We start from the raw sequence: 23,611 nt of genomic DNA on the forward strand, positions 1-23,611 counted from the left end.
ATGCTTCCGGATGCTCCCGCATCCGGCTGCCTCTGGTGATTCTGTTCGCCTGGACCAGACCTCAAACCACGATCGGATCGTCGGTCATCGCCTGCTGGATCAGGTGCTTGCGATCGTCGAATTGCGGCGAAACCTTGAGGTCCATCCCGAGCGATGCCTCATCTTCGTCATGGGTGAATCCCAGGCTATGGGTCGCCTCGAAGAGCACCCCGCCCGGCGTCCGCACGTAGATCGACTCGAAATAGCCGCGGTTCTTCCGGTCGGAAAAATCGGTGAACCCCATGCCTTCAGTCTCAAATTTTATGCGTGCCTGCACGTCCATGTCGGGGACAGCGAAGGCGCCGTGGTGGATGATGCCTTCGGCGATCGTCCAGCTGCCCTGCCGCAGGTCGGGCTCGTGGACGAGGTCGATGATCTTGCCCGGTGCGGCGTCACCCTTCACGCGGTAGCGGTGCCGATTGCCCTCCTCGCCGATCTTCTCGAAGTTCCAGCAGCTGTTCATGAAGACGTCCATGTCCTCGATCTCGCGGACCGACGCGGTCCAGCTATGGAAGCCGCGCTGCGCGTGCGCGAGCGGCACATAGGGGGATTCGAACGGCTCGCGGTCGTCATGTTCGTCTTCGAGGACCTCGAAGTCGATCCCGCAGTCGGGGTGCTGGAAGCCCACGAAGCGCTGACCGAAGCGCACGCCGGGCTCGCTTGTCGCGATCCCGTTCGCGTTGAGGTGCGTGACCCACCATTCTAGCGACCCTTTCGGAATGGCGTAGGTGCAGACGGTGAACTGGTTCGAGCCCTTGCGGCCCTTCTGACCGGTGCGCCGCGTCGGAAAGGTCGTCATGACCGTGCCGGGCGTGCCCATCTTGTCGGCGAAATAGAGGTGATAGATCGGGATGCTGCCATCGTAGAACAGCGTCCGCTTGACGAAGCGCTGGCCCAACACTTTCACGAAGAAGTCGATATCGCCCTGCGCCGTGCCCGTGCAGATGGTGATGTGATGAAGGCCTGAGATATGATTGGTTTCCACGATCGCTCTCCGATTTTTTTTGCTTGGAATTTGAAAATCGCTCCCGCCGGAGCGGGACTCCGACGCGACGCCATGGGCCCGGATTAACACCGGCCCGCGCTGGTCACTACGTCACTTACCGAATATGCAGGATCGAAATTTCGAATATTCATCGCGTTCAAACGGTGCTTGCCGTATCGATGTCGATCGAGAGATCCAGCACGTCGGGGAGCATTGATGCTGTCATTTACGCACCTCACGGTGTTCGAGGCGATCATTCGAACAAAAAGCGTCAGCCTCGCTGCCGAGACGCTCGAAATGCCGCAGCCGACGGTCAGCCGCTACCTCAAGCAGCTACGCGACCATTTCGACAATCAGCTTTTTGTGCGGACGCGGGTCGGCCTTGAGCCAACATCGCTTGCAATCACGGCGGCACCGGCGGTCGCCCAAGCGCTCGAGCTTTACCGAACGCGGCTGAGCGGCGCGCTTGAGTTTGACCCGAAAACGGCCGATCGAGACTTCCATCTCGCGGCATCCGACATCGGTCATCTGCTCATCCTTCCAAGACTCGTCGAATGGGCAAAGCAGGAAGCGCCTGGCGTGCGCTTCAAAGCCGTGCCGCTCGGCGGCGAGAAGCTGGCTCTGTTGCAAAGATTGGCGGCAGTCAGAGGTAGGCTGTCGCTCTGCGCCGATCAGGCGGCTGCTGCGAAATGGTGGTTGAGCATGCCCATGGCCTCCGTCAGCGCCGAGGGCCCAATGCCAAAAGCTCTCTCCACAAGGCGCACCTCGCCCCTGATGCCGGGCTGCAGGCACCAGGGGCGAGCCTGTCCTTTGCGCAGGGCTCGCATGACTTCGAATCCCTTGATCGTGGCATAGGCCGTGGGGATCGATTTGAAACCGCGCACCGGCTTGATCAGTATCTTGAGCTTTCCGTGATCGGCCTCGATCACGTTATTGAGATACTTCACCTGCCGGTGGGCCGTCTCCCGGTCCAGCTTTCCTTCGCGCTTCAATTCGGTGATCGCTGCACCATAGCTCGGCGCTTTGTCGGTATTGAGCGTGGCAGGCTTTTCCCAGTGCTTCAGGCCTCGCAGGGCCTTGCCCAGGAACCGCTTCGCTGCCTTGGCGCTGCGGGTCGGCGACAGGTAGAAATCGATCGTGTCGCCCCGCTTGTCGACTGCCCGGTACAGGTAGGTCCACTTGCCCCGCACCTTGACGTAGGTTTCATCCAGGCGCCAGCTCGGATCAAAGCCACGCCGCCAGAACCAGCGCAGCCGCTTCTCCATCTCCGGGGCGTAGCACTGGACCCAGCGATAGATCGTCGTATGGTCGACCGAAATGCCGCGTTCCGCCAGCATTTCCTCAAGGTCGCGATAGCTGATCGGATAGCGACAATACCAGCGCACCGCCCACAGGATCACATCACCCTGGAAATGGCGCCACTTGAAATCCGTCATCGTTCCGTCCGTCCAATCTCCGCCAAGCATGCTCAAGCTTCACGATTTTTGCAACAGAGCCCTCTTCCGCATGGAGGTGCTCGAACGCACGCTCGTCGCCATCCCCTCGGGTCAGCCCGCGCATGTGCTGATGCTCTCGTCGAGCTATGGCTATCGCCGCGATCCCTTCACGGGGCAGAGCGCGATGCATTCGGGGCTCGACTTCCCCGGACCGCTCGGCACGCCGATCCTCGCCGCCGCGCCGGGCAAGGTCGTGTTCGTCGGCCGCCGCTCGGGCTATGGCAATGTCGTCGAGGTCGATCACGGCCAGGGCATCCTGACCCGCTACGCTCACCTGTCGGGCTTCACCGCCAAGGTGGGCGCGCAGGTGACGGCGGGTCAGCAGATCGCCAAGATGGGCTCGACCGGCCGTTCGACCGGCAGCCATCTTCATTTCGAAGTCCGTTTGAACGGCGTCGCGGTCAACCCGCGCCGCTTCCTGGAGGCCAAAGCCGATGTTCTCGAAGTCAAAGCCGACGCCCGACAGCGTGTCCACGCCCTCGCCGCAGCCGCCCGCGCAGGTGCCCGCTAAGATGGCGACCGGCGCGCGTCACACGACCTTTTCGATCATCGGATCGGACGTCGTCATCACCGGCAATGTCGCCGCGAGCGTCGACCTGCACGTCGACGGCAAGATCGAGGGCGACCTCAAATGCGCGAACCTCGTCCAGGGCGAGGCGAGCGAAATCAAGGGCGCGGTCGCTGCCGACACCGCGAAGCTCGCAGGACTGCTCGACGGGTCGATCGAGGCGAAGACGCTGATCGTCCACGCGAGCGCGCGGATCACCGGCGACGTCGTCTATGAAACGATCACGATCGAAAATGGCGGCAAGGTCGACGGCAAGCTGACCCACCGCCGCGCCGGCGCCCCCGGCATGACCAAGGCCCCGCCGCCGCTCGAGGTGGTGGAGAATAAGAGTGCATCGGCGGGCGTCTAGCCCTCGACCACCGGTGCCAGATGAGCCGCGATCAGCCTGCCGACCCGTTCGGCATGGCTTAGCGCCAGATCGTGATCGGCCTCGCGAATTACGTGCAGCGTCGCGTTGGGCAGCAAATCGTGCAAACGCTGCCCCACCGCTACCGGGCTGATTGGGTCGCACCCACCCCAGAGCAACAGCGTTGGCGCAGCAACCGCAGGCAATTGGCTCGACAGATCGGGCACAGGGTCGGCGATCCATTGGGCAGCAGACGGGAAACGCCGACGATAGTTGGTGCGCCATTCGCTCCCGCCCAGATCCACCATCGGCAACCCTCCCGAGGTGACGGCCAGCGCGAGTCGCGAAACCATCGCGGGCCTCGCGAGCGCCGCCATCACCGCGACGACCCCGCCCATCGATTGCGCGACAATATTTACAGGTTCGTACATTTGATCGAGCACTAGCGCGACCAAATCTCCGATGCCGTTCACATCGGGATCGGGGGTTTCGTCGCCAAGCCCCGGCCAAGCGATGAACAGGCCGTCGATGCCCGCATACGCAGCGGCGGGTTTCCAAAAGGACGCATTGCCGGTTGCGCCGGGGAGAAATAGCGTCTTGGTCATCGGTATCTCCCGCCCCTTCAATTCCGCGGCGCCTGCCGCCGATAGCTGAGCGCTTCGGCGATATGGATGCGACCGACGGCTTCGGCGCCAGCGAGGTCGGCGATCGTGCGGGCGACGCGCAAGATGCGGGTGTAGCCGCGCGCCGAGAGGCGCATCGCCTCGGCCGCCTGCGCGAGCAGCTTGCGGCCGGGTTCGTCGGGGGTCGCGACCGCTTCGAGCAGTTCGCCGTCGATTTCGGTGTTGGTGCGTGCCTTTTGCTTTGCATAGCGTTCGGTCTGGATCGCGCGCGCCGCGGCGACGCGCGCCGCGACTTCGGCGCTGCCTTCGGCGGGCGGCGGCAGGACGAGGTCGGCGGCGCTCACCGCTTCGACCTCGACGTGGAGGTCGATGCGGTCGAGCAGCGGTCCCGACAGCTTCGCCTGATAGTCGGCGGCGCAGCGCGGCGCGCGGCTGCACGCGAGCGCCGGGTCGCCGAGGTGGCCGCAGCGGCAGGGGTTCATCGCCGCGATCAGTTGGACCCGCGCCGGAAAGGTGACATGCGCATTGGCGCGCGCGACGCTGACCTCGCCCGTTTCGAGCGGCTGGCGCAGCGAATCGAGCACCCCGCGCTGAAATTCGGGCAGTTCGTCGAGGAACAGCACGCCGAGATGCGCAAGGCTGACCTCGCCCGGCCGCACGCGCAGCCCGCCGCCGACGAGCGCGGGCATCGACGCCGAATGATGGGGCGCGCGGAACGGGCGCGCGCGGACGAGCCGCCCGCCCTCGAGATGTCCGGCGACCGAGGCGATCATCGACACTTCGAGCGCTTCGGCGGGCGTCAGCTCGGGCAGGATGCCGGGAAGGCACGCCGCCATCAGCGACTTGCCCGCACCCGGCGGCCCCGACATCAGCAGATTATGTCCGCCCGCGGCGGCGATTTCGAGCGCGCGCTTCGCGGTTTCCTGCCCCTTCACCTGCGCGAGATCGGCGGCGCGCACCGGCTCTTCGACGGTGCCGGGCTGCGGCGCGGCGAGCAGCGCCGTGCCCTTGAAATGATTGAGGAGCGCGAGCAGGTCGGGCGCCGCGAGCACCTCGACATTGCCCGCCCATGCCGCCTCCGGCCCCTGCGCGACGGGGCAGACGAGCCCGCGTTCGATGCTGCCCGCATGGAGCGCGGCGAGGAGGACGCCGGGCGACGGCGCGACGCGCCCGTCGAGACCGAGTTCGCCGACGACCACGTAGGACGCGAGCGTTTCGGGATCGACCACCCCCATCGCACCGAGCAGCGCGAGCGCGATCGGCAGGTCGTAGTGCGAGCCTTCCTTGGGCAAATCGGCGGGCGAAAGGTTGACGGTGATCCGCTTGGGCGGCAGCGCGAGGCCGATCGCCGAGAGCGCGGCGCGGACGCGCTCGCGGCTTTCGGCGACCGCCTTGTCGGGGAGGCCGACGACCGCGAAGCCGGGGACGCCCGGCGCGATCTGGCACTGCACCTCGACCGCGCGCGCGTCGAGCCCGAGATAGGCGACGGTGGATACGATCGCGACCAATGAAATCCCCCCTGCGGCGAGCGCCCGCTCGGCCGCGTGCCCGCTTTGTTCCCATCTCCTTGTAGGGCAAGCGGCGGAGAGGTCGAGTCTTTTTCCGCGCTTCGGCAAAGTCGCGAAGGTCGCCCAGCGCGCAATCGGACTTGCACATTTGACAACATACCGACTGGTTGGTATGTAGAGTCGCATGACGACGAATCGCCCCTCGACTTCAAGAGCCTCGTGACATGAGCTCAAACCCCTCCCCCGCGAGCGCCGCCGCCCGTGCAGTCCCCCCGGCGGGCGGCGGTAGCGCGCGTCGGGCGCCGCGCGGCAGCGCGCGCGCCAAGCTGATCGCCGCCGCGCATCAGACGGTGCGCCGCAAGGGCTATGCCGCAACGAGCGTCGACGAGATCTGCGCCGCGGCGGGCGTCACCAAGGGCGCCTTTTTCCACCATTTCGATTCGAAGGACGCGCTCGCGGTCGCGGCGGCCGAGGGCTGGACCGAACGCGCGCGCCCGATGTTCGAGCTGCCGCCGCACACCCGGCTCGAAGACCCGCTCGACCGGCTGCTCGGCCATATCGACTTCCGCCTCGCCATGCTCGAAGGCCCGGTCGAGGATTTCACCTGCTTCGTCGGGACGATGGTGCAGGAAGCCTATGCGACCAACGACGCGATCCGCGCCGCGTGCGAGGCGAGCATCAACGCCTATTGCGAGGCGCTGACCCCCGACATCGAGGCGGCGATCGCGCGCCACGGCATCGCCCACGGCGTCGGCGCGATGAGCCTCGCGCGCCATATCCAGGCGGTGCTGCAGGGCGCGTTCATCATGGCGAAGACCGCGAACGACGCCGGAATCGCGCGCGACAGCGTCACCCATCTGAAGCGTTACATCCTCATGCTGTTCGGCAGAGGCTGATCCCCCGAGACGAGAGAGGAATTTCCCCATGTCCGATACCCCCAGAATGATTTTCGTGAACCTGCCCGTCGCCGACCTCGAAAAGTCGAAGGCCTTTTACGAAGCGATCGGCTTCACCAACGAGCCGCGCTTCACCGACGAGACCGCCGCCGCGATGGTCTGGTCCGAAACGATCTTCGTGATGATCCTGACCCACGACAAGTGGAAGAGCTTCACCGACCGGCCGATCGCCGATCGCGGGTCGAGCGAGGTGTCGCTGGCGCTGGCGCTGGGAAGCAAGGAAGCGGTCGATGCGATGGTCGAAGCCGCGGCCGCCGCCGGCGGCACCGCCGACGTCAATCCGGTGCAGGATCACGGCTTCATGTACGGCCGCGACATCCTCGACCCCGACGGCCATGTCTGGGGCCCCTTCTGGATGGACCCCGCGGTCGCAAGCGGCGAGGCGCCGCTGCCCGAAGTCGCGGCCTGACGCGCGGGCCAAGGAGACGTAGCGATGACGACGACCACCCCCTCCCCCAAGGCGCTGATCGCCGGCCGCGTGCTGAGCGGCCTCGTCATCGCCTTTCTGCTGTTCGATGCGGGCATCAAGATTGCGCGGCTGGGAATCGTCGGCGAGACTGCGGTGCAGCTCGGCTGGCCCGGCGACCCCGGCTTCTGGGCGGGGCTCGGCTGGCTGCTGCTCGCCTGCACTGCGCTTTATGCCTGGCCGCGCACCGCCTTCCTCGGCGCGATCCTGCTGACCGCGTGGATCGGCGGCGCGGTCGCGACGCATGTCCGCATCGGCAACCCGCTGTTCAGTCATACGTTATTCGGCGTCTATCTGGCGCTGATGCTTTGGGCGGGCCTGTGGCTGCGTTCGCCCGCGCTGCGCTTGCTGGTCGCGCCACGGCCGTCACGAGACTGACCCCACCCCCCCCGATCCAAGGAGAGGATCCATGTCCGTCAATCCCGATGCCCCCACCCAGATCACGTCGTTCGACTGGGTTCCCGATTTCGCACGCGGTTTCGTCCGCGACCTCCGGCCGCGCTGGGCGTGCGAGGAAATGGGCCGCGACTATTGCGAGAAGCTGATCAGCGCGACGCAGCGCCCCGCCGACCATTATCTCGACCAGCCATGGGGCCAGGTGCCCGTGCTGCGCGACGGCGAGATCCAATTGTTCGAAAGCGGCGCGATCCTGCTCCACCTCGCCGAACAGGACGAGCGGCTGTTGCCGAGCGATCCGCAGGAGCGCGCGACGGTGCTGAGCTGGCTGTTCGCCGCCTATAACAGCGTCGAGCCGATGCTGTTCGAGCTCGGCAATGTGGACATATTTTCCGCCGGCGAGGAATGGGCGAAGCTGCGCCGCCCCGGGCTGATCGAGTTCATCCGCGGCCGGCTGTCGCGGCTCGCCGACGCGCTCGGCGACAATCCCTATCTGGCGGGCGAGTTCAGCGTCGCCGACATCGCGATGGCGACGGTGCTGCGCGAAGCGGTCGAGGCAGGCCTGATCGCCGAACAGCCGCGGCTCGCCGCCTATCTGGAGCGCTGCACGGCGCGGCCCGCCTTCGGTCGCGCGCTCGCCGCGCAGCTGGCATCGTTCAGCGACGAGCCGGTGGCGGCGTGACGATTGAAGCCCCTCCTCTGAAGAGGAGGGGGGTGTCGGGTCGGTCGGTCCCCCGGACCGACCTGAACAGTCCGGGGGACTGTTCACCCGACGCCGGTGGTGGCGCGCGGCAGCGCGCAAGACGTCCAGCACCACCCCGCTGCGACTAGCGGGCAAGCCCCGCAAGTCTCGCTGCCCCTCCTCTGAAGAGGAGGGGAAGGAAATGAGGAGAGAGACGATGACCTATGTCGAAGGATTTGTCCTCGCGGTGCCCGCCGCGAACAAGGACGCATATCGCAAGCACGCCGCCGATGCGGTGGCTTTGTTCAAGGAATTCGGCGTGCGCCGCCACGTCGAGGCGTGGGGCGACGACGTCCCCGAAGGCAAGCTCAACGATTTCCGCACCGCGGTCGCGGCGAAGGAAGGCGAGGAGATCGTCTTCAGCTGGTTCGAATATCCCGACCGGGCGACGCGCGACGCCGCGAACGCGAAGATGATGAGCGACCCGCGCATGGCGGAAATGGGCGCGTCGATGCCCTTCGACGGTCAGCGCATGATCGTATCGGGGTTCGACTCGATCGTCGAGGAAGGGCTTGGCGGGCCGATGGGCTATACCGACGGTTTCCTGGTCGCGGTGCCCGAGGCCAACAAGGCGAAATATCGCGACATGGCCGACAAGGCCGCGATCGTCTTCCTCGACCATGGCGCGACGCGGGTGCTCGAATGCTGGGGCGACGATGTGATGGACGGCAAGGTCACCGACTATAGACGCGCGACGCACGCCGAGCCGGGCGAGAGCGTCGTGTTCAGCTGGGTCGAATGGCCGAACAAGGAAGCGCGCGTCGCGGGCTGGGACAAGATCATGGCCGACGAGCGGATGAAGCACGACCCCGACGACCAGAGCTTCGACGGCAAGCGCATGATCTATGGCGGTTTCACGCCGATATTGGATGCCTGAGGCTGAAGTGGCCCCTCCCCTTCAGGGGAGGGGTTGGGGTGGGGCCGTCGGCGTTGAGCAAACGTCGCTGAGCCCACCCCGCTGCGACTAGGCAGCAAGCTGCCAAGTCTCGCTGCCCCTCCCCTGAAGGGGAGGGGCGAAAAGGGAGAAAGACGATGCAACAGCTCTCCTTCCCGAACGAAAGCGCCGCCTATCGCGACGCGCGCGCGGCGCTGCTCGATGCCGAGATCGACCTGAGGCGCCGGATCGAGGCGGTCGCGGCGCAGCGGCGCGCGCTGCCGCCGGGCGGTGCAGTGCCCGAGGATTATGTGTTCGAGCGGATCGGCGTTCATCACCGGCCCGAACCGGTGAAGCTGTCCCAATTGTTCGGCGGCTTCCCCAGCATCATCCTTTACAGCTTCATGTTCGGCGCCGAGCGCGACAATCCGTGCCCCGGCTGCACCCATATACTCGACGCGATCGACGGCAGCGCGCGTCACGTCGGGCAGCGCGCGCCGCTCTATATCGTCGCCAAGTCGCCGATCGCGCGGCTCGAGGCGTGGGCGAAGGAACGGCGCCGGCCGCACCTCATCTTTCTGTCGGACGTCGAAGGCCGCTATTCGGCCGACTATTATGGCGACACCTCGAAGCTGACCGCGGCGAAGCGCGCCGAGCGCGGCATGGCCGAGGGTGAGGATTGGGACGAGACGATCTTCAACGTCTTCCGGAAGGACGGCGATACCGTCCGCCACCATTGGGCGAGCGAGATGAGCTACGGCCCGTCCGACCCCGGCGAGCATCACCGCGCCGGCGACCTCGTCGATCCGCTGTGGGGCCTGCTCGACATGACCCCCGAGGGGCGCGGCAATTTCTTCCCCAGCCTGTCCTATGCGGGGGACGGTCGAGGATGACGCAGCCCCGCCAACAATCGCCTGCGCACCGCCGCGTCGCATCCTGCGCCTGCGGCGCGGTGGCGATCGAGCTTCGCCGGGAACCGATTCTGACCGTGACCTGCCATTGCCATAGCTGCCAGACAGCAGGCGCACGGTTTGCGGCCGAAGGCGCGGAGACGCTCGACCGCGACGGCGGCACCCCCTATGTCGTGTTCCGCAAGGACCGCGTCCATTGTATCAAGGGCGCAGCGCGGCTGGAGGACTATCGGCTGAGCCCCGACGCGCCGACCCGGCGCATGGTCGCCGCCTGCTGCCGCACCCCGATGTTTCTGGAATTCCTCAAAGGGCATTGGCTCAGCATCTATCGCGACCGCCTGCCGCCCGAGGACCGGCCGCCGGTCGAAATGCGGACGATGACCGCCGATCGGCGCGAAGGCGTCGAATTGCCCGACGATATACCCAATCTTGCCCGCCATTCGGGCAAATTCATGTGGCGACTGCTCGCCGCCTGGGCCGCGATGGGGTTTCGTACGCCGCCCATGGCGCGCGTGCTGGGGGAAGAGGCATGAGCAAGGCCAGAAGCGAAGACCGCGTCGAAATGCTGAACGTCAACAGCCCCGGCCATGTCGTACGGGTCGAACGCGCCAAATATGAAGCGATGCGCGACGCGATGCTGGCGGTGATCCCCGCCTCCGCTCCCGGCCTGACCGCGGCCGAGATCAAGGCCGGGCTGTTGCCCCTGTTGCCCGAAGAGCTTTTCCCCGGCGGCGCCAAGGCGGGCTGGTGGCAAAAAGGCGTCCAGCTCGACCTTGAGGCGCGCGGCGTGGTGGCGCGCGCCGACACCAAGCCGCTACGTTTTCACCGCCGCTGACCACGGCCTTCCTTTCGGAGAGGAGAAGGATGATGAACAGTTCGACGACGACCAATCCCAAGGGCAGTTTCATCTGGTACGAGCTGATGACGAGCGACCCCGACGGCGCGGCGCGCTTTTACGGCGCGGTCGTCGGCTGGACGATCGCGGCGCATAGCGACCCCGCGGCGTCCGGCGGCGTCGATTATCGCATGATCGTGCGCGGCGACGGCGGCCACGCGGGCGGCGTGCTCGCCCTCAATGCCGACATGCTCGCGGGCGGCGCGCGGCCCGCGTGGATGGGCTATCTCTATACCCCCGATGTCGACGGCACGATCGCGGCGATCGAAGCCGACGGCGGCAAGCTGCACATGCCCGCGACCGACCTGCCCGTCGGGCGCATCGCGATGGTGACGGACCCGCAGGGCGCGCCCTTCTATATCATGAACCCGATCCCGCCCGCGGGTAAGGAGGACATGGACAGCGATGCTTTTTCGGTGACCGAGGCGCAGCATGTGCGCTGGAACGAATTGTCGACGAGCGATCCCGAAGCGGCGATCGCTTTCTATCGCAAGCATTTCGGCTGGGGGCAGGAAGGCGCGATGGATATGGGCGCGATGGGCCAATATCGCTTCCTGCAGGTCGGCGAGGTCGGGATCGGCGCGGTGATGCCGATGATGCCCGATATGCCCGCGCCCGCCTGGACTTTCTACATCGGCGTCGACGACATCGACCGCGCGAAGGCGGCGATCGAGGCCGAAGGCGGGACGCTGGTCAACGGGCCGATGGAAATCCCCGGCGGCGAATATGCGATGAACGGTATCGACCCGCAGGGCGCTGCGTTCGGGCTGGTCGGGCCGCGGAAATAATCAACAGCCCCTCCCCTGAAGGGGAGGGGCTGAGAAAAGGAGAGGAGAAGGACGATGACCATACCCGCGAACCAGGCTCCGACCGGCGGCCTGACCCCGCACATCACGATCCGCGACAAGCGCGCGGCCGAGGCGATCGACTTTTACGCCAGGGCGTTCGGCGCGACCGAGGTGGTGCGCGTGCCCGCCGACGACGGCGTGCGGCTGATGCACGCGCATATGCACGTCAATGGCGCATCGCTGATGATGCACGACGACTTCCCCGAATATAGCGGCAATCCGGCGCCGGCACCGGCGGGGGTCGTGCTGCATCTGCAGGTCGACGACACCGACCGCTGGTACGGCCGCGCGGTCGAGGCCGGCGCGGAGAGCGTGATGGCGCCCGAGGACATGTTCTGGGGCGACCGCTATGCGCAGGTCAAGGACCCCTTCGGCCATCTGTGGTCGATCGGCACCCCGCTGAAAGGAGAGAAATGATGGCGAAGACCCCCGTGACGCTGTGCCTGTGGTATGATGACGATGCCGAAGAAGCGGCGAATTTCTATGCCGCGACCTTCCCGAACAGCAAGGTCGGCGCGGTTCACCGCTCGCCCAGCGACAATCCGAGCGGCAAGGAAGGCGACGTATTGACCGTCGACTTCACCATCCTCGGCATTCCGTGCGTCGGCCTCAACGGCGGTCCCGCCTTCAAGCATAGCGAGGCCTTCAGCTTTCAGGTCCACACCGACACGCAGGAGGAAACCGACCGCTATTGGAACGCGATCGTCGAAGGCGGCGGTCAGGAAAGCATGTGCGGCTGGTGCAAGGACAAATGGGGCTTGAGCTGGCAGATCACTCCGCGCGTGCTGCTCGACGCGACGACGGGCGACGACAAGGCGGCGGCGAAGCGCGCGTTCGAGGCGATGATGGGCATGAAGAAGATCGACGTCGCCGCGATCGAGGCCGCGGTCAAGGGGGGCTGAGAGTGGCGGCGCGACCTTCGCCGCTCCGCGCGTGGCTGCTCTGCGGGACGCTCGACATCGCCTATGCCGCGCTGTGGAGCATCGCCGCCGGCGGCACCGTCGGCGGGATGCTGCGCGGAGTGGCGAAAGGCCCCTTCGGCGACGGCGCCGCCGGCTGGGGGCCCGGCGGCGCGGTCGCGGGGCTTGCCACCCATTATGCGATCATGGGCGCGATGGTCGCGGCCTTTGTGGGCTTCGCGCCGCGCTGGTCGGCGCGGACGGGCTGGCCGTGGTGGCTGACCGGCACGCTTTACGGGCTGCTGCTTTACCTCATCATGAACGCAGCCGTGCTGCCGCTGCGTTTCGGCGCGCCCTTTCCGCCCGCCGATCCGGTCAAGGGCCTCGTCGCGCTGTTTCCGCATATCGCCTTCGTCGGGCTGCCGCTCGCCTGGCTCTATCTTCGGGGGGACAAGCAATGATCCCGACTTTCTATGGCCACCCCTTCTCCTCCTATACGTGGAAGGCGCTGATCGCGCTCTACGAGAAGGGTGTCCGTTTCGACTATCGCGTCATCGAGCCCGATCGGCCGCAGCATGGCGAAGAGCTGCGCGCGCATTGGCCGGTGGGGAAATTCCCGCTGCTCGTCGATGGCGAGCGGGCGCTGTTCGAGGCGAGCATCATCATCGAATATCTCGACGCGCACTATCCGAAGCCGCGGCTGATCCCCGCCGACGCGGACGCGGCGCTGGAGGTGCGATTGTTCGACCGGGTGTTCGACAATCATGTGATGACGCCGATGCAGGAGGTCGTGGCCGACGCGCTGCGCGGGCCGGAAAACCACATGCCGATGATCGTCGACAAGGCGAAGGCGGCGCTCGAGACCGTCTATGGCTGGCTCGACAAGACGCTCGCGGGGCGCGAGTGGGCGACGCCTTACGGCTTTTCACTCGCCGATTGCGCGGCGGCACCGTCGCTCTTCTATGCCGACTGGGTGCATGAAATCGCGCCCGGCTATGCGGCGCTGCGCGCCTATCGCGCGCGGCTGCTCGCGCATCCATCGGTCAAGCGCTGCGTCGACGATGCGCGGCCGTACCGCGCCTATTTCCCCTTGGGGGCGCCCGACCGCGACTGACCCATTATGCGGTTAACGGCGCGCTGACCGCACTTCTTTGCACTTTGCTAGCCGCGCGCGCGCGAGGACGGGGCATGGTTTCGCCAGCCGCCCTCGCCCGCCTCGCCGTCGTCGCTCTCGCGGCCGCCGTGCTGGCGCTCGCGCCGGCGCACGCGCAGCGCGTGGTCACCGTCACCACGACAACGACCGTCACCACCTGGACGTGGGAAGCGGACGACAGCGACGTCGCGGCAGACGATGCGGCGGCGACGCGGCGCTATGCGCCGTCGGGCGCGCTGGCGGCGCTCGGCGAGGCAAAGGCGCGCTTCGGTCCGTTCGCGGTCATCGACGCCGCGACCGCGCGCATGGCGGGCGACGTCACCAGCGCGACGCCGCGCCAGTTCGCGACGATGCTCGCGGCCTTTCCGGGGCTCAAACGCATCGAGATGGTCGATTGCCCGGGGAGCCTCGACGAGGAGGCGAATCTGATCCTCGCGCGCGCGATCCGGCGCGCAGGGCTGGAGACCGAGGTGCCGAGCGGCGGGTCGGTGCGATCCGGCGCGGTCGAGCTGTGGCTCGCGGGCGTCCATCGCCGCGCCGCCCCCGACGCCGAATTCGGGGTGCATAGCTGGATCGACGAATATGGCCGCGAGGCGCGCGACTATCCGGCGAGCGATCCCGTCCACGCCGAATATCTTTCCTATTACCGCGAAATGGGCATGGACGATGCGAAGGCGCGCGCCTTTTACGCGCTGACCAACAGCACGCCGTTCGACGACGTCCGCTATCTGACGCGCGACGACATGGCGCGCTTCGTCGCGCTGAACTGAGCCGCGGCGGGGGGCGGAGCGGGCGGTCGCTGCCATTATAAGCCCCTCCTCTGAAGAGGAGGGGTCGGTCGAACGTCCGCTCCCCACCCCAATGCCGCCGCGCGCCGCCAGCCAACGGTGCGCTCCCAACTGCCCTATGCTTGCAACACGCCTGCCGCCTCCCCACATCGCGGGCTATGGCGAAGCCCGGCCTCTATCAGCGATTGCGCGCGAATGCGCAGGTGCGGTTCGCGCTGTTCGTGACGGGCATCGTGCTGATGATCGCGGCGCCGATCGTCGGGGTGCTGCCGGGGCCGGGGTTCATCATCCTGTTCCCGATCGGGCTGATGCTGAGCCTTCAGAACAGCCTGTGGGCGAAGCGGCGCTATGTCGACTTCAAGCGGCGCCATCCGCGCTACGGCGCGTGGACCGACCGCGTCATGCGCCGGGTCAGCGCCGCGCGGCGGCGGGCGCGCGGCGCCTTGGAAAAGCCAGATGGCGATTGACTTTCCGCCGACTCTTGCTTATCCGCGCCCCCAACGGTGGCCGCCCACGCTTGGCGGCCCTTTTCTGTTCGAGCTTTTGACAAGATTTAGGGAAAACCGCGATGAAGCGCACCTATCAACCGAGCCGCCTCGTGCGCAAGCGCCGTCACGGCTTCCGTGCCCGCAAGGCCACCGTCGGCGGCCGCAAGGTTCTGGCCGCCCGCCGCGCCCGCGGCCGCAAGAAGCTGTCGGCCTGAGCGCCGCCGGTGCGCCGCCCGTGCGCACCCTCAGCAAAAGAAGCGAATTTCTGGCCGCGAATCGCGGCCTTCGCTTTCCCGTGCCCGGCTTCGTCCTGCTCGTCCGCCCGCGCGGCGACGGCGATGCAGGCATTGGCATCGGCTATACCGTCAGCAAGAAGGTCGGCAACGCCGTCACGCGCAACCGGATGAAGCGCCGGCTGCGCGCGCTGGCGCGCGCCGCGCTGCCGCAAGCGGGAATCGCAGGCGCCGACCATGTGCTGATCGGCCGCGCGGGCGGCAACGACATCGCCTTTTCCGACCTTGGCGAACATCTCGATTCGGCGCTGCAGCGCGCCGCGAAAAAGCTGGCGCGATGAGGCGCCCGGGCTTCGCCGCCCCTTCGCGTCACCCCGGACTTGATCCGGGGTCCACGCCTCCGGCGTCGCGTGAATGGATCCCGGATCAAGTCCGGGATGACGAAGGAAGGGGCGTGCGAATCGCGCGTGACGTTGCTCGGTTTTCGGGGCTTTCGGCATGATCGCCAGGCTGCTCATTCTGCTCGCGCGCGGCTGGCAGATCGGCCCGTCGCGCATCCTGCCGCCGACGTGCCGCTATGCCCCGTCGTGCAGCGAATATGCGATCACCGCCCTCTCGCGCTATGGCGCGATCAAGGGTGGCTGGATTGCGGCAAAGCGGCTATTGCGCTGCCATCCCTGGGGCGGCCACGGCTACGACCCGGTTCCGTAGGCGCATTTCCCCCGACCAATTAGAGACGAAGAGAGACTGAACAGCGTGGACGACAAGCGGAACCTGATCGCGGCGATTTTATTGTCGGTGGCCATCCTGCTCGGATGGAATTTCGTCGCCGACAAATTCTTTCCGACGCCCGACAAGCCCGATGTGACCACGACGGTCGCCGGAAGCGACGGTGCGGCGCCGAAAGCGCAGGGCGAGCCCAACGGCCTGCCCGAGGCCGGGACGGCGGTGCCCGCGGCAAAGCCCGCGACGCAGGCGATCCGCCCTGTCGAGGCGGTGCTCGGCGGCGGACAGCGCATCGGAATCGAAACCCCGGCGCTGTCGGGTTCGATCAACCTCGTCGGCGCGCGCATCGACGACATCACGCTGACCAAATATCGCCAGACGGTCGAGAAGAATTCGCCCCCCGTCCGCCTGTTCGCCCCCGCGGGCACCAAGGCCGCATATTTCGCGAGCATCGGCTGGTCGGCGCAGGGGATCGCAACCCCCGGCGCCGATACGGTCTGGACGGCGAGCGGCGACAAGCTGACCCCCGAAACGCCGGTGACGCTGAGCTGGTCGAACGGCAGCGGCCAGAGTTTTCGTATCGAATATAGCATCGACAAAAATTACCTGATCACCGCGAAGCAGACGATCGCCAACAGCGGCAGCGCGCCGGTGACCGCGAGCAGCTATGCGCTGATCGACCGCCTCGGCAAACCGACCGATCCGCACGAGAAGGACAGCTATACGATCCACGTCGGTCCGACCGGCTATCTCGACGGCAAATCGGTATTCGACGTCGACTACGACGATCTCGACGAGAGCGGCGCGGTCAAATATGCGAGTGCGGGCTGGCTGGGCTTCACCGACAAATATTGGCTAGCCGCGATCATCCCCGCCAAGGGCGAGCGCGTCACCGCGTCGATCAGCACGCCGTCGGCGGACAATTACCAGACGCTGTTCGCGCGGCCCTTCACACAGGTCGCGCCGGGCCGGCAGGTCACGACGACGAGCCGCATCTTTGCCGGCGCGAAGGAAGTGAGCATCCTGTCGGCCTATCAGAACAAGCAGGACATCACCCGCCTGTCGAACGCGATCGACTGGGGCTGGTTCGAATTTTTCGAGGTGCCGATCTTCAAGCTGCTCGACTGGCTGTTCCGCATGGTCGGCAATTTCGGCGTCGCGATCATGCTGCTGACCCTGATCATTCGCGCCGCGATGTTCCCGGTCGCGCAGCGGCAGTTCCGGTCGATGGCGCAGATGCGGCTCGTCCAGCCGAAGATGAAGGCGCTGCAGGAGCGGCACAAGGACGACAAGCCGAAGATGCAGCAGGAGCTGATGAAGCTCTATAAGGACGAGAAGATCAATCCGCTCGCCGGCTGCCTGCCGATCGTCATCCAGATCCCGATCTTCTATGCGCTCTACAAGGTGCTGATGCTGACGATCGAGATGCGCCACCAGCCCTTCATCCTGTGGATCAAGGATCTGTCGGCGCCCGATCCGCTGCACATATTGAACCTGTTCGGCCTCTTGCCCTTCACGCCGCCGTCCTTCCTCGGCATCGGCCTGCTCGCGCTGATCCTGGGCGTCACCATGTGGCTGCAGTTCCGCCTGAACCCGCAGGCGACCGACCCGGTGCAGCAGCAGGTGTTCAAGATCATGCCGTGGCTGTTCATGTTCATCATGGCGCCCTTCGCGGCGGGCCTCCTGCTCTACTGGATCACCAACAACTGCCTGTCGATCGCGCAGCAGCAGTGGATGTACCGCAAATATCCGCAGCTGAAGGCGGTGGCGGCGAAATAGCATACCGACCCTGTCGGCGTGTGTCCCCGCGAAGGCGGGGACCCATCTCCGACAGGTACGGATTTGAACGACAGGAGATGGACCCCCGCCTTCGCGGGGGTACACGACAATGACCGATAACGAGATCGACCCCACCCTTGCCGAGCGTGCGCGCAAGCTGTTCGCTGGCCCGATCGCCTTTCTGAAATCGGCGCCCGCGCTCCAGCATCTGCCGGCGCCGAGCGTGCCCGAGATCGCCTTTGCGGGGCGGTCGAACGTCGGCAAATCGTCGCTGCTCAACGCGCTGACGAACCGCAACGGGCTCGCGCGCACCTCGGTCACGCCGGGGCGCACGCAGGAGCTCAACTATTTCGACGTCGGCGAACCGCTGGCCTTCCGCCTCGTCGACATGCCCGGCTATGGCTTTGCCAAGGCGCCGAAGGATGTCGTCAGGAAATGGCGCTTCCTGGTGAATGATTATCTGCGCGGGCGCGCGGTGCTCAAGCGGACGCTGGTGCTGATCGACAGCCGCCACGGGCTGAAGGATGTCGACCGCGAGGTGCTGGAGATGCTCGACGTCGCGGCGGTCAGCTATCGGCTCGTCCTCACCAAGACCGACAAGATCAAGGCGAGCGACCTCGCCGCGGTGCAGGCGGCAACCGAGGCCGAAGCGCGCAAGCATCCCGCCGCGCACCCGCAGGTGATCGCGACGAGCAGCGAAAAGGGCATGGGGATCGCCGAACTGAGGACGGCGGTGCTGGAGGCGGTGGAGAGTTGACGAAGTGACGCCCCTCCCGCAAGCGGGAGGGGCAGTGAGACTTGCGAGCTTGCTCGCTAGTCGCAGCGGGGTGGGCGATTTCGAGGCCGAAGCTCGCTACGCTCGCGCCCACCCCTAACCCCTCCCGCAAGCGGGAGGGGGACAAAAGGACGACGCATGAAACTCTTCATCGGCAACAAGGCCTATTCGAGCTGGAGCCTGCGCGGCTGGCTCGCGGTCAAGCACAGCGGCCTCGCTTTCGAGGAGGTGACCGTCCCGCTTTACGACGAGGATTGGTCGAACCGCCGCGAGGGCGACGAGTTCGCGCCGTCGGGCGGCAAGGTGCCGATCCTGTGGGACGGCGAGGACATCGTCGTGTGGGACAGCCTCGCGATCATCGACTATCTCAACGAAAAGACCGGCGGCGCGCGCGGCTATTGGCCCGACGACTGGGCCGCGCGCGCGATGGCGCGGTCGATGGCGGCCGAAATGCATTCGAGCTTTGCAGCGCTGCGCCGCCATCACAGCATGAACATCCGCCGCATCTACCCCACCGCCGAGCTGTTGCCCGAGGTCGAAGCCGATGTGATGCGGATCTTGCAGATCTGGGCCGAAGCGCGGGCGCGCTTCGGCGACGGCGGCGATTATCTGTTCGGCGACTGGTCGGCCGCCGACATGATGTTCGCGCCCGTCGTCACGCGCTTCCTGACCTATTCGATTCCCTTGCCGCGCTTTGCCATCCCCTATTGCCAGGCGGTGATCAGCCACCCGTGCATGCAGGAATGGATCGGCGGCGCACAGGCCGAGGACTGGGTGATCGAACAGTTCGAGGGCACCGAACAGGGGTGAGGGGCGCGAGGCGGGAGACGACCCCATTGCGGACATCGTGGAACCGGGTAAATTCGTGCGATGAAACTCGTCCGCTCTTACAACCTTTTACTGGGCGTAACGCTGTGTCTTACTGCGCTACTTGCAATCGGTTCAATGGCGCAGTCAATGAGCCGTTACGCCGAAGAGCCGGAAGATGTTTGGCTCTTGGCCTTCTGGGCTGCATTTCTTACGCCTCTCGCAGCATTGTGTCTGGCGAACGGACTTGGTCGCAGGCTGGCTGGATCGATCTGGCTCAGGGGCGGCAACATGCTCGCCGTATCAGTCATCTGGTTGTTAGTAATCATCGGAAAAGACGATCCTTTCATCGTTGTTGCGGGTGCGTTGGCCGTTCTCGGGCCTCTTCTCGCACTGCTCTTTTCACAAACTCGGGCTCCTGCTGAACACGGCAGCTAACCACCCCAAAGCCGCCCATCGTCACGGCACCCGCGTCGTCGGATAGGGCGTGCCGTCCTTGTGCGTATAGCCTTCGGGGGTGAAGAGCATATCGATGTCCGAATAGCCGCCGCCGGTGTCATACTTCTTTCCTCCCCCCAAGGCGACGAAGACGCAGTCGGCGTCCGATTCATTCACCAGATGATGGCCGTTGGTGCTGCCCTTCGGCCAGACGGCGATGTCGCCCGCGGCCATCGGTGTGCGGCCGTCGTCCTCGATCAGCACCGCCTCACCCGAGATCATGACCAGCATCTCGTCCTCGCCGTCGTGCCAGTGGCGCTGCGACGACCAGGCACCGGGTTTCAGCACGACATGGCTCGCGGCAAAATCCGAAAGCCCCGTCGCGGGGGCGAGGCGGCGATACCAGCGCCCCTGCACCGGCTGGTCGAAGGGCGCGGGATAGCCGGTGGCGTTGGTCTGTTCGATCGTGTCGAGGTCGAGTTTGGGCATGGGGCAGTCCTCTTGCGTTGGTTCCTCTTTTGTTTCGCACAAAGGCACGAAGACACAAAGAGGCTGTATGCGGGACCGGCGACTCTTGCCGATCGCGCGAAGCGCACCCCCTTTGTGTCTTCGTGTCTTTGTGCGAGCTCCTTTCTGCCATCTCGACTTCACCCGGCGCCAGCGGGTAAGGGGCGATCATGACCATCGACCCCATTGATCTCGCAAAAGCGCTGATCGCCGCGCCGAGCGTCACCCCCGCCACCGGCGCCGTGTTCGGCGTGCTCGAGGCGGCGCTCGTCCCGCTCGGCTTTACCGTCGAGCGCTTCATCGACGGGATCGAGCCCGACGGGCCGGTCGAAAATCTGCTCGCGGTGCGGCGGGGAGCGGGGCCGGTGCATTTCGGCTTTGCCGGCCATCTCGACGTCGTGCCGCCGGGAGTGGGCTGGGCAAGCGACGCGTTCGTGCCCGAAATCCGCGGCAATCTGCTCTACGGGCGCGGCGCGGTCGACATGAAGGGCGCGATCGCCGCCTTCGTCGCCGCGGCGGCCGCAACGCCGGTCGAGGCGGGAACGATCAGCCTGATCGTCACCGGCGACGAGGAAGGCGCGGCGATCTTCGGCACCCGCGCGCTGATGGAGCATATGGATGCGCGCGGCGTCCGCCCCGACATGATCCTGGTCGGCGAACCGACGTCGGTGAACCGGCTCGGCGACATGATGAAGATCGGGCGGCGCGGATCGGTCAACATCTGGATCGACGTGCCGGGGGTGCAGGGACATGTCGCCTATCCGCACCTTGCCGACAATCCGATTCCCAAACTGGTGCGGATCCTCGCGGCGATCGACGGGGTGACGCTCGACGAGGGAACCGACTGGTTTCAGCCGTCGAACATCGAATTCACCGATATCGAGGTCGGCAATGGCGCGACCAACGTCATCCCCGCCTCGGCGCGCGCGCGGCTGTCGATCCGCTTCAACGACCAGCAGACGGGCGCCGAACTGGTCGAGATGATCGAGCGCATCGCGCACGACGTCGAGCCGCGCGCGAAGGTGGTGGGCAAGATTTCGGGCGAAGCCTTTCTGACCCCGCCCGGCGACCTGTCGGCGCTGGTCGCCGAAGCGGTTCATGCCGAAACCGACCTGATGCCCGAGCTGTCGACGACGGGGGGCACGTCCGACGCGCGCTTCCTCCACGCGCTGTGCCCGGTGGTCGAATTCGGGCTGCCCAATGCGACGATGCACAAGCTCGACGAGGCGGTCGCGGTCGCCGATCTGCACAAACTCGCCGCCATCTATCGCGGGGTGTTGATGCGCGCGCTGCTCGATTGATTCTGATTCACACGCGGGCGCAGAGACAGTTTCTCGCACAAAGGCACGAAGGCACAAAGTCGCGCCACTTTGCCATGCGGGAGCATTGTATAAACGATCAGGGAGAAGAGCGCTTCGCGCGCTCCTGAAACAGCCGAGCCGGCGCCCGCCCTCTTTGTGCCTTCGTGCCTTTGTGCGAGCGTCCTTCTTTCCTTCTTCTCCGCATCTTGGCGCAAACCCCCTCAATCGCGCCCGCGCCGCAAAATCACATAGACCGCGCCCGCGCCGCCGTGGCTGATGTGCGCGGGGCGGAGCGCGACGATGCGGCCGGCGTGGGGCGAGGCGGCGAGCCAGTCGGCGAGCGAGGCGCGGATTGCGCCGCGCGGGCGGGGTTCGCCGTGCATTTGCGGCAGGCGGTCGGCGCCGGGACGCAGCCGCCCCGCGACCACGAGCAGCACGCGCGCGCCGCGGATCAGCGCACGGCCGATCGCATCGTCGAGCAGCGCCTGCGCCGAGGCGAGGCTGTGGCCGTGGAGGTCGATCGAAAGGTCGGGGCGCACGAGCCCCTTGCGGAGGCGCCGGTCCCAATGGCTGTCGAGCGTCGCCTGGCTGTGGGTGCGGTGCGGCGGCGGCAGCGGGGCGGGCCGCAGCGGCGCGGCGGGCGCTGCGGTGCTGCGCGGCGTCGCTTTGGGGGGGCGGACGGTCGGCGGCGCTTTCGGCGGCACGGTCTCGGCGGGCCGCTTGTGGAGCGGCTGAACCGTCGCAGCGACCTTTTTCCAGAGCGCCGCTTCTTCAGGGTCGAGGCGCCGCGGCATTGCGGCCTCAGCGCCCGGTCAGCCGGGCAACGCTGGCGCGCGGGAGCAGCAGCAAGGCCGAACCGCGCGCCGCCATGCCGCCGGCAATCGCGCGCGCCCTATCGCCCGCACCCCAGAAGCTGTCGAAGCGGTTCGCACCCTTGATCGCGCCGCCGGTATCCTGCGCGATCCACAGCCCGTTCGGTTCGGCGCGGTCGAGCGAGAGGAAGACGGGTGCGCCGAGCGGGACATATTTGGGGTCGGCGGCGAGGCTGACGCGCCCCGTCACCGGCACGCCGAGCGCGCCAAGCGGGCCGGGTCCGGTCAGTTCGCGAAAGAAGACCCAGCTGGGGTTTTCGTTCATCACCGCCGCGCCGCGCACCGGGTCGGCGCGCAGATAGTCGAGGATGCCCTGCATCGACGCCTGCCCCGGCTGGAGTTCGCCGCGGTCGCGCAGCAGCTTGCCGATGCCGACATAATCGCGCCCGTTCTGGCTGTCGTAGCCGATCCGCATCACCGACCCGTCGGGAAGGCGCAGGCGGCCCGATCCCTGCACCTGCAGGAAGAAGAATTCGGCGGCATCGGCGGCCCAGGCGAGTTCGAGCCCGCGGTTCGCGAGCGCCCCGGCCTCGATCGCCGCGCGGTCGTAATAGGGCACGAAATTGCTGCCCTCGACACGGCCCCGAATCTTCTTGCCCTTGAGCGCGTCGGAGAAAAGGCCGAGATCGACGTCGATCAGGTCGGCGGGGCGGCGATAGATGGGAATCTCATAGCCCGGTCGCCGCGTGCGCGATGCCGCGATCTCGGGCTCGTAATAGCCGGTGACGAAGGCGCTGCCCGCGCCGACCTGCACCGTGCCGAAATAGCGGCTGAAGAAATTGCCCGCATCGCGATCGGGCCAGCTCGCGGCAGCGGCGCAGCTTTCGGCCCATTCGCCGCCTTGGGTGAGTCCGCTCGCGTCGGTCCGGCGCAGAAGCGCGGGGCAGCTCAGCCGGAACGCCTTGAGCGCGGCCGTCGCCTGTTCGGGGGCGACGCCGAGTTCATTATATTCGGGGCCGCGCACGACCCCCGCCTCGACCGCGGTGGTCGCACTTTCAGGCGCCGGAGACGCAGCGAGCGGCGGGTTGGGAGTGGCGGGAACGGGCTGCGCCGGGCCCGGCGATGGCAAAGGGCGCGGTGCCGGCGCGGGCCGTGCGGCCGGCGCTTCGGCGGGCGGAATCAACGACGCGCAGGCAGAGAGCAGCGGCAGAATGACGAACAGTGCGTAGCGCGACCTCGAAGGGCGGTGCCT

The 23,611-nt window shown here is 66.6% G+C and carries 31 protein-coding genes and 2 pseudogenes; 26 read left to right on the top strand and 7 right to left on the bottom strand.

The window, feature by feature from the left end; genetic code table 11:
* Window positions 1-61: 61 nt before the first annotated feature.
* Window positions 62-1,024 (bottom strand): ring-cleaving dioxygenase, encoded by a 963-nt coding sequence (locus KNJ79_RS18460; RefSeq protein ID WP_317152141.1) that lies wholly within the window; start codon window positions 1,022-1,024, stop codon window positions 62-64.
* 216 nt (window positions 1,025-1,240) lie between these two features.
* Between KNJ79_RS18460 and KNJ79_RS18465 the strand changes: the two genes are divergently transcribed.
* Window positions 1,241-1,879 carry a LysR family transcriptional regulator gene (locus KNJ79_RS18465; protein ID WP_317152142.1) on the top strand — a complete coding sequence of 213 codons (639 nt, stop codon included), beginning with the start codon at window positions 1,241-1,243 and terminating at the stop codon, window positions 1,877-1,879.
* Window positions 1,880-1,887: 8 nt separating this feature from the next.
* On the opposite strand, the pseudogene KNJ79_RS18470 reads toward KNJ79_RS18465, so the two are convergent.
* Window positions 1,888-2,490: pseudogene (locus tag KNJ79_RS18470) on the bottom strand (IS6-like element IS6100 family transposase); the annotation flags it as partial.
* A 28-nt stretch (window positions 2,491-2,518) separates the two neighbouring features.
* Between KNJ79_RS18470 and KNJ79_RS18475 the strand changes: the two are divergent.
* Window positions 2,519-3,031 (top strand): annotated as a pseudogene (locus tag KNJ79_RS18475) (M23 family metallopeptidase); the annotation flags it as partial.
* Window position 3,032: 1 nt separating this feature from the next.
* Entirely contained in the window at window positions 3,033-3,437 is a 405-nt protein-coding gene (locus tag KNJ79_RS18480) for a bactofilin family protein (RefSeq protein WP_317152143.1), read from the top strand.
* Here the strand turns inward: KNJ79_RS18480 and KNJ79_RS18485 are convergent.
* Window positions 3,434-4,039 carry an alpha/beta fold hydrolase gene (locus tag KNJ79_RS18485; protein WP_317152144.1) on the bottom strand — a complete coding sequence of 202 codons (606 nt, stop codon included), beginning with the start codon at window positions 4,037-4,039 and terminating at the stop codon, window positions 3,434-3,436. The genes KNJ79_RS18480 and KNJ79_RS18485 overlap by 4 nt on opposite strands.
* Before the next feature lie 17 nt (window positions 4,040-4,056).
* Window positions 4,057-5,565: a YifB family Mg chelatase-like AAA ATPase gene (locus KNJ79_RS18490; protein ID WP_317152145.1), complete on the bottom strand. Its 1,509-nt coding sequence runs from the start codon at window positions 5,563-5,565 to the stop codon at window positions 4,057-4,059.
* Window positions 5,566-5,789: 224 nt separating this feature from the next.
* On the opposite strand from KNJ79_RS18490, the gene KNJ79_RS18495 reads away from it, so the two are divergent.
* The 22 genes from KNJ79_RS18495 (at window position 5,790) to KNJ79_RS18600 (ending at window position 19,739) form a co-directional block, all read left to right on the top strand.
* Complete coding sequence (locus KNJ79_RS18495) at window positions 5,790-6,461, top strand: TetR/AcrR family transcriptional regulator (protein ID WP_089215795.1); 672 nt, start codon at window positions 5,790-5,792, stop codon at window positions 6,459-6,461.
* 28 nt (window positions 6,462-6,489) lie between these two features.
* Window positions 6,490-6,930 (top strand): VOC family protein, encoded by a 441-nt coding sequence (locus KNJ79_RS18500; RefSeq protein ID WP_212541913.1) that lies wholly within the window; start codon window positions 6,490-6,492, stop codon window positions 6,928-6,930.
* Window positions 6,931-6,954: 24 nt separating this feature from the next.
* A complete protein-coding gene (locus tag KNJ79_RS18505; RefSeq protein ID WP_317152146.1) occupies window positions 6,955-7,365 on the top strand; it encodes a DoxX family protein in 411 nt (136 codons plus the stop codon).
* Between the two features lie 31 nt (window positions 7,366-7,396).
* Window positions 7,397-8,065 carry a glutathione S-transferase family protein gene (locus tag KNJ79_RS18510; protein WP_317152147.1) on the top strand — a complete coding sequence of 223 codons (669 nt, stop codon included), beginning with the start codon at window positions 7,397-7,399 and terminating at the stop codon, window positions 8,063-8,065.
* Between the two features lie 217 nt (window positions 8,066-8,282).
* Window positions 8,283-9,002, top strand: a complete 720-nt coding sequence (locus tag KNJ79_RS18515; RefSeq protein ID WP_317152148.1) for a DUF1428 domain-containing protein — start codon at window positions 8,283-8,285, stop codon at window positions 9,000-9,002.
* A gap of 155 nt (window positions 9,003-9,157) precedes the next feature.
* Window positions 9,158-9,892 (top strand): DUF899 family protein, encoded by a 735-nt coding sequence (locus KNJ79_RS18520; RefSeq protein WP_317152149.1) that lies wholly within the window; start codon window positions 9,158-9,160, stop codon window positions 9,890-9,892.
* Window positions 9,889-10,443, top strand: coding sequence for a GFA family protein (locus KNJ79_RS18525; protein WP_317152150.1), 555 nt, complete (start codon window positions 9,889-9,891; stop codon window positions 10,441-10,443). The genes KNJ79_RS18520 and KNJ79_RS18525 overlap by 4 nt, the downstream gene beginning before the upstream one ends.
* Window positions 10,440-10,745, top strand: coding sequence for a DUF6958 family protein (locus KNJ79_RS18530; protein ID WP_089215802.1), 306 nt, complete (start codon window positions 10,440-10,442; stop codon window positions 10,743-10,745). The genes KNJ79_RS18525 and KNJ79_RS18530 overlap by 4 nt, the downstream gene beginning before the upstream one ends.
* 29 nt (window positions 10,746-10,774) lie before the next feature.
* A complete protein-coding gene (locus KNJ79_RS18535) occupies window positions 10,775-11,593 on the top strand; it encodes a VOC family protein (RefSeq protein ID WP_245836679.1) in 819 nt (272 codons plus the stop codon).
* Between the two features lie 54 nt (window positions 11,594-11,647).
* A complete protein-coding gene (locus KNJ79_RS18540; RefSeq protein ID WP_089215803.1) occupies window positions 11,648-12,070 on the top strand; it encodes a VOC family protein in 423 nt (140 codons plus the stop codon).
* Window positions 12,070-12,555 (top strand): VOC family protein, encoded by a 486-nt coding sequence (locus KNJ79_RS18545; RefSeq protein ID WP_394357184.1) that lies wholly within the window; start codon window positions 12,070-12,072, stop codon window positions 12,553-12,555. Before KNJ79_RS18540 ends, KNJ79_RS18545 begins: the two co-directional genes overlap by 1 nt.
* A 2-nt stretch (window positions 12,556-12,557) precedes the next feature.
* Window positions 12,558-13,013: a hypothetical protein gene (locus KNJ79_RS18550; RefSeq protein ID WP_245836681.1), complete on the top strand. Its 456-nt coding sequence runs from the start codon at window positions 12,558-12,560 to the stop codon at window positions 13,011-13,013.
* Complete coding sequence (locus KNJ79_RS18555) at window positions 13,010-13,666, top strand: glutathione S-transferase family protein (protein WP_317152152.1); 657 nt, start codon at window positions 13,010-13,012, stop codon at window positions 13,664-13,666. The genes KNJ79_RS18550 and KNJ79_RS18555 overlap by 4 nt, the downstream gene beginning before the upstream one ends.
* A 74-nt stretch (window positions 13,667-13,740) precedes the next feature.
* The gene (locus KNJ79_RS18560) at window positions 13,741-14,475 is read left to right on the top strand and encodes an alpha/beta hydrolase (protein ID WP_317152153.1); all 735 of its coding nucleotides are present in this window, start codon (window positions 13,741-13,743) and stop codon (window positions 14,473-14,475) included.
* A 176-nt stretch (window positions 14,476-14,651) separates the two neighbouring features.
* On the top strand, window positions 14,652-14,960 hold the full coding sequence (locus KNJ79_RS18565) for a hypothetical protein (protein WP_089215807.1): 309 nt from the start codon (window positions 14,652-14,654) through the stop codon (window positions 14,958-14,960).
* A 101-nt stretch (window positions 14,961-15,061) separates the two neighbouring features.
* A complete protein-coding gene (rpmH, locus tag KNJ79_RS18570) occupies window positions 15,062-15,196 on the top strand; it encodes a 50S ribosomal protein L34 (protein ID WP_003046693.1) in 135 nt (44 codons plus the stop codon).
* Window positions 15,197-15,216: 20 nt separating this feature from the next.
* Window positions 15,217-15,555, top strand: coding sequence for a ribonuclease P protein component (gene rnpA / locus KNJ79_RS18575; RefSeq protein WP_317152154.1), 339 nt, complete (start codon window positions 15,217-15,219; stop codon window positions 15,553-15,555).
* A 157-nt stretch (window positions 15,556-15,712) separates the two neighbouring features.
* Window positions 15,713-15,925 (top strand): membrane protein insertion efficiency factor YidD, encoded by a 213-nt coding sequence (yidD, locus tag KNJ79_RS18580; protein WP_089215809.1) that lies wholly within the window; start codon window positions 15,713-15,715, stop codon window positions 15,923-15,925.
* Window positions 15,926-15,970: 45 nt separating this feature from the next.
* Entirely contained in the window at window positions 15,971-17,719 is a 1,749-nt protein-coding gene (gene yidC / locus KNJ79_RS18585) for a membrane protein insertase YidC (protein WP_317152155.1), read from the top strand.
* Between the two features lie 109 nt (window positions 17,720-17,828).
* Window positions 17,829-18,476: a ribosome biogenesis GTP-binding protein YihA/YsxC gene (yihA, locus tag KNJ79_RS18590; protein ID WP_317152156.1), complete on the top strand. Its 648-nt coding sequence runs from the start codon at window positions 17,829-17,831 to the stop codon at window positions 18,474-18,476.
* Window positions 18,477-18,632: 156 nt separating this feature from the next.
* Window positions 18,633-19,304: a glutathione S-transferase family protein gene (locus KNJ79_RS18595; RefSeq protein WP_317152157.1), complete on the top strand. Its 672-nt coding sequence runs from the start codon at window positions 18,633-18,635 to the stop codon at window positions 19,302-19,304.
* A gap of 60 nt (window positions 19,305-19,364) precedes the next feature.
* On the top strand, window positions 19,365-19,739 hold the full coding sequence (locus KNJ79_RS18600; protein ID WP_317152158.1) for a hypothetical protein: 375 nt from the start codon (window positions 19,365-19,367) through the stop codon (window positions 19,737-19,739).
* Window positions 19,740-19,760: 21 nt separating this feature from the next.
* Here KNJ79_RS18600 and KNJ79_RS18605 read toward each other — a convergent pair whose 3' ends face one another.
* Window positions 19,761-20,228: a cupin domain-containing protein gene (locus KNJ79_RS18605; RefSeq protein ID WP_317152159.1), complete on the bottom strand. Its 468-nt coding sequence runs from the start codon at window positions 20,226-20,228 to the stop codon at window positions 19,761-19,763.
* A gap of 188 nt (window positions 20,229-20,416) precedes the next feature.
* On the opposite strand from KNJ79_RS18605, the gene dapE reads away from it, so the two are divergent.
* Window positions 20,417-21,547, top strand: a complete 1,131-nt coding sequence (dapE, locus tag KNJ79_RS18610) for a succinyl-diaminopimelate desuccinylase (protein WP_317152160.1) — start codon at window positions 20,417-20,419, stop codon at window positions 21,545-21,547.
* 221 nt (window positions 21,548-21,768) lie between these two features.
* Here dapE and KNJ79_RS18615 read toward each other — a convergent pair whose 3' ends face one another.
* Together KNJ79_RS18615 and mltA are read right to left on the bottom strand one after the other, a co-directional pair.
* Window positions 21,769-22,341: a Smr/MutS family protein gene (locus KNJ79_RS18615; RefSeq protein ID WP_317152161.1), complete on the bottom strand. Its 573-nt coding sequence runs from the start codon at window positions 22,339-22,341 to the stop codon at window positions 21,769-21,771.
* A 7-nt stretch (window positions 22,342-22,348) separates the two neighbouring features.
* On the bottom strand, window positions 22,349-23,542 hold the full coding sequence (gene mltA / locus KNJ79_RS18620) for a murein transglycosylase A (protein ID WP_317152162.1): 1,194 nt from the start codon (window positions 23,540-23,542) through the stop codon (window positions 22,349-22,351).
* Between the last annotated feature and the right edge of the window lie 69 nt (window positions 23,543-23,611).

The sequence above is a fragment of the Sphingopyxis indica genome (assembly GCF_032879645.1).
In the GTDB taxonomy this organism is placed as follows: domain Bacteria; phylum Pseudomonadota; class Alphaproteobacteria; order Sphingomonadales; family Sphingomonadaceae; genus Sphingopyxis; species Sphingopyxis indica.